Raw genomic sequence first — 3,415 nt, forward strand, 5'->3', positions numbered from 1 at the left:
TTGCAATGTTTATGAAAATATTGTATAATGAAACTATAATCAAGAAATGACGAAAGGACTGTCGCCAAACAGTCCCGTCTCTTGGAAATAGCCACGCCAATGGCTATTGGTTTAATTCTCTTTACTAGCCTATTTTACACTTTTTCCGTGTAAAATTCAAGTATTATCTCGCGAAATCCTTTTAAACAAAGGAGAGAATGCTTTTTATGAAATTGAACTGATAGTCGCAATTGACGTGGTTCCTCTGAAAAGAGGGCTTTGTTGATTGCGACTTTTTTATGATGTTTGGATAGTTAAGGACACCGACATAAAAAAGCGTTGTAACTGATTCGGTGAGTAAAACGATGGCGACATCAAAAGATTTGTTGAATGGCTTTGAGAAAGAAGCCGTAGTTGTTAAAGCAGTAGTATTGTATTTGGGTTCTGAGATACGAGAGAACACAGAAGGACAGTACACACACCAATTTGTTTTAATGCCTTCAAAACGAGACCCACGAGGTGGAGTTGTGAGCGTTAAGCATTCTAAGAAGCTAGGTTTAGAAACAAATGGGGTTTATTACTTGGAAGCTGAAGCGAGTAGCGAGCGCCCAGATAACCATTACGGAGTTTCAATATATTGGTTGAGAAATCCAAAGGCTTTAAAATTGGTTTCTAGTTTCAAAGAAATGGAACGAAGCTGATGGCTAAAACGTATCAAAGAAACGCTAACGGTCGGATGGCTTTGATATGGTATCAGCGCCCCTTGTTGTGGCAAGGGGTGGCTGGTATTGTGCTATTAGGGTCAAGTATTATCAGATGGCTTTATGTAAAGCTTGCTGGGATTGGTTTAAGGGTCGGATGGCTTGATACTTTTAGTTTTTGGTTTCTTGTAGTAAGCGCCCTGGTATTTGTTGGTTTGCTGACCTTTAAAGTTTGGTATTTCGTGAAAGAAGTTAAAGCAGCTGGCAAGTATAGTGAGTATCGAACGCAAAAACAAGCAATCAAAGCGATTGAAAGAGGATTGCTTTCGGCTGGCTTAGTTCGAAAAACAGTAAGCGAGACTGTTGTTGATGTTCCTTCGTGTGAGTTTGTCGCAGACAAAACTCACACGATCATCAAAGTCGAAAAACTGCCATCAGTTGCTGATTTGGAAAAAGTAGCCGAAGCAATCAACTCATCTTTGCGAAAAGGTAAGTTTGCAAATTATGCAGTTTCTGAACCTTTGCAAACTGCTGATGGCTTGTATTATCTTTTTGAACTGAATGATGTGAACACTAATCTGTCTTTTATACCGAAAAGGATAGAGGATTTAGTTCCTGATGACCCCTATCGCTTTAAACTTTTAGCTGGTTCTTCTCCTGTCTTTTGGGATTATCCAAATCAACCTCATGCCCTATTGTCAGGTTTGACAGGTAGTTTCAAAACTACTACTGCATACTTGATTTTAGCCGAAGCGCTGGGCGCTGGTTGTGATGTTTATATACTTGATTATAAACGTGAAATGCTTGGATTTAAGCAAATTTTGGGAGATAAAAACGTAGTATCAGAACCCTCTGAAATACTTTCTCTGTTATCTCGTCTAGTTGATGATATGACCCTAAGAAATGAGCGTATAGGCGCAGAAATCGAGCGTAGAGGTGTAGTAGGTCTGAATGGTAAGGATTTGAATGCTAGACCTGTATTTATCTTCTGTGAGGAGCTGGGAGCCCTTGGAGAAGCGCTTGGAAAAGAAAAAAGCACGCTTCACGGATATTTAAAAACCATTTCAATGGTTGGACGAAGCTCTTTGTATATGCTGGTAAATATCTTGCAAGTCGCTGATGTAAATTCTGCCCCTGCCGGTATGCGTAGCAATGCTAACTTAAAGATATTGCTTGGAAAATCAACGTCAGAAATGATTACTCAGATGTTTTCAAGTGGTTATATCGATGTTGTCACTAAGAACCCTGGAAAATTTAAGGGCTGGTATTTCTTAAATGGTTATAGTACCCAGCCGAATTTGTTCTATGTTCCGAATCTGCATGAGAATGGATTGAATACGATTGAAACTTTTAAAGAATTGTATGAAGTGGGACGGAAAAGGGTTTATAACGAAATGATATGATTTTCGTTTTTATGCCGTGAAAGTCTATTGACGGTAAGCCGTGACAAGTTAGACTGGTTTGGGCGGTTCAGTCAGAACTTTGTTCGGCTGACCGACAAAATCAAGACTAACGGAACGGGTTTCTTGCCGTCAATAGAATCATGGAATAAATTTTCGAAAATCTCACGCAAGAAAGGATATAACATGATTAAACTGATACAACGAATACTTGACGAGCGAAAGGCTCGCAAGCGTGAAGAGTACTTGAACGAATGGAAAGCGAAAGAATCCGACTTGTACAAGAAGATGGAGTATTTCCGCGAACTTGCTCGAGAAAATGAATCTAAGGCTTGGTCTATGTATTACAATGACATGGGCGGAGGAGATGCTTATTCTGCTGCTGCTAGCAGTTATAGGAGCGAATTCCGAAAGTACGAAAAAGAGTTGGAAAAACTGGGTTTTGAGCCTGAAAAATATTTATAGGGGACCCTTGGGGGACTACGACACCCCCAAGGGAGAACTGGGAACTGAGAACGGAAATCGAGGTAGAAAATGGTAGAGGATTTGATTCAAGATTCTGCTCTGAATGACGCTCAAGAGCCCTCGTGGGCTTATGAGAGCTATGCAAATACGGATAGAGCCAAGAACTATACACTGGTTGTTTATCCTGATGATATGCCTGAAAATTGGCTTGAGATAATGCGTGAAGATATGTTTGATATGGTTATATCGCCTCTTCATGATAAGGATGTAAATCCTGATGGAGAGCCTAAAAAAGCGCATTACCATTTATTGGTAAGCGCTGGGACTTCATGGATTCGGATGGGCACTCTTGCAAATTGGGGCAAGAAATTAAAGGGTATTGCAAGACCCCAAAAGTGTTCGAATCCTAAAGGGTTGGTCAGATATATGATTCATCAGGATAACCCTGAAAAGTATCAGTATAATAAAGCTGATATACGTGTTATCGGTCAATATGATATTGAACCGTTTTTCAAAGCTACGATTGGAGAGGATAGAGAAACTCGAAAAGAAATAATGCACTTCATTATTGATAATGATATTGTCGAGTTTGCCGATTTAGTCGAGTATTGCTTAGTTCATAATGAAACATGGGATGATTATTTAGCAAATAATACTTTATACATCAAAAACTATGTTTCATCTCGTCGATTCCGAGATATTGAACGAAAAAGAGAAGCCGAACTGGAAAAAATGAGTATTCTTGAAAAGGATATTGAAGCTCTGAAAAGTATGAAAAGAGCTTGAATATTTAACTCATTTTGTCATTTTCGGTTTCTGGGTGGGTGGGGTCTAACCCTCTTGTTTCAAGGGTTGTGACGGGACGAAGTA

4 protein-coding genes are annotated in these 3,415 nt (G+C 39.5%); all 4 read left to right on the forward strand.

Annotated elements, in window-relative coordinates:
* Positions 1-344: 344 nt before the first annotated feature.
* The 4 genes from AXF18_RS09780 to AXF18_RS09795 all read left to right on the forward strand — a co-directional run bounded on the left by AXF18_RS09780 (position 345) and on the right by AXF18_RS09795 (position 3,331).
* Positions 345-680, forward strand: a complete 336-nt coding sequence (locus AXF18_RS09780) for a hypothetical protein (RefSeq protein ID WP_065371961.1) — start codon at positions 345-347, stop codon at positions 678-680.
* Positions 680-2,083, forward strand: a complete 1,404-nt coding sequence (locus AXF18_RS09785; RefSeq protein ID WP_065371962.1) for a hypothetical protein — start codon at positions 680-682, stop codon at positions 2,081-2,083. Before AXF18_RS09780 ends, AXF18_RS09785 begins: the two co-directional genes overlap by 1 nt.
* Positions 2,084-2,266: 183 nt before the next feature.
* Positions 2,267-2,545: a hypothetical protein gene (locus AXF18_RS09790; RefSeq protein WP_065371963.1), complete on the forward strand. Its 279-nt coding sequence runs from the start codon at positions 2,267-2,269 to the stop codon at positions 2,543-2,545.
* A gap of 69 nt (positions 2,546-2,614) precedes the next feature.
* Positions 2,615-3,331, forward strand: coding sequence for a replication protein (locus tag AXF18_RS09795; protein ID WP_065371964.1), 717 nt, complete (start codon positions 2,615-2,617; stop codon positions 3,329-3,331).
* The last annotated feature ends 84 nt before the right edge of the window (positions 3,332-3,415 follow it).

Origin of the sequence: Streptococcus sp. oral taxon 064, assembly GCF_001683375.1 — a bacterium.
GTDB lineage: Bacteria > Bacillota > Bacilli > Lactobacillales > Streptococcaceae > Streptococcus > Streptococcus oralis_S.

Coding starts and splice junctions, on each gene's coding strand:
- AXF18_RS09780 (WP_065371961.1), top strand. CDS start 345: ATGGCGACATCAAAAGATTTGTTGAATGGCTTTGAGAAAGAAGCCGTA.
- AXF18_RS09785 (WP_065371962.1), top strand. CDS start 680: ATGGCTAAAACGTATCAAAGAAACGCTAACGGTCGGATGGCTTTGATA.
- AXF18_RS09790 (WP_065371963.1), top strand. CDS start 2,267: ATGATTAAACTGATACAACGAATACTTGACGAGCGAAAGGCTCGCAAG.
- AXF18_RS09795 (WP_065371964.1), top strand. CDS start 2,615: ATGGTAGAGGATTTGATTCAAGATTCTGCTCTGAATGACGCTCAAGAG.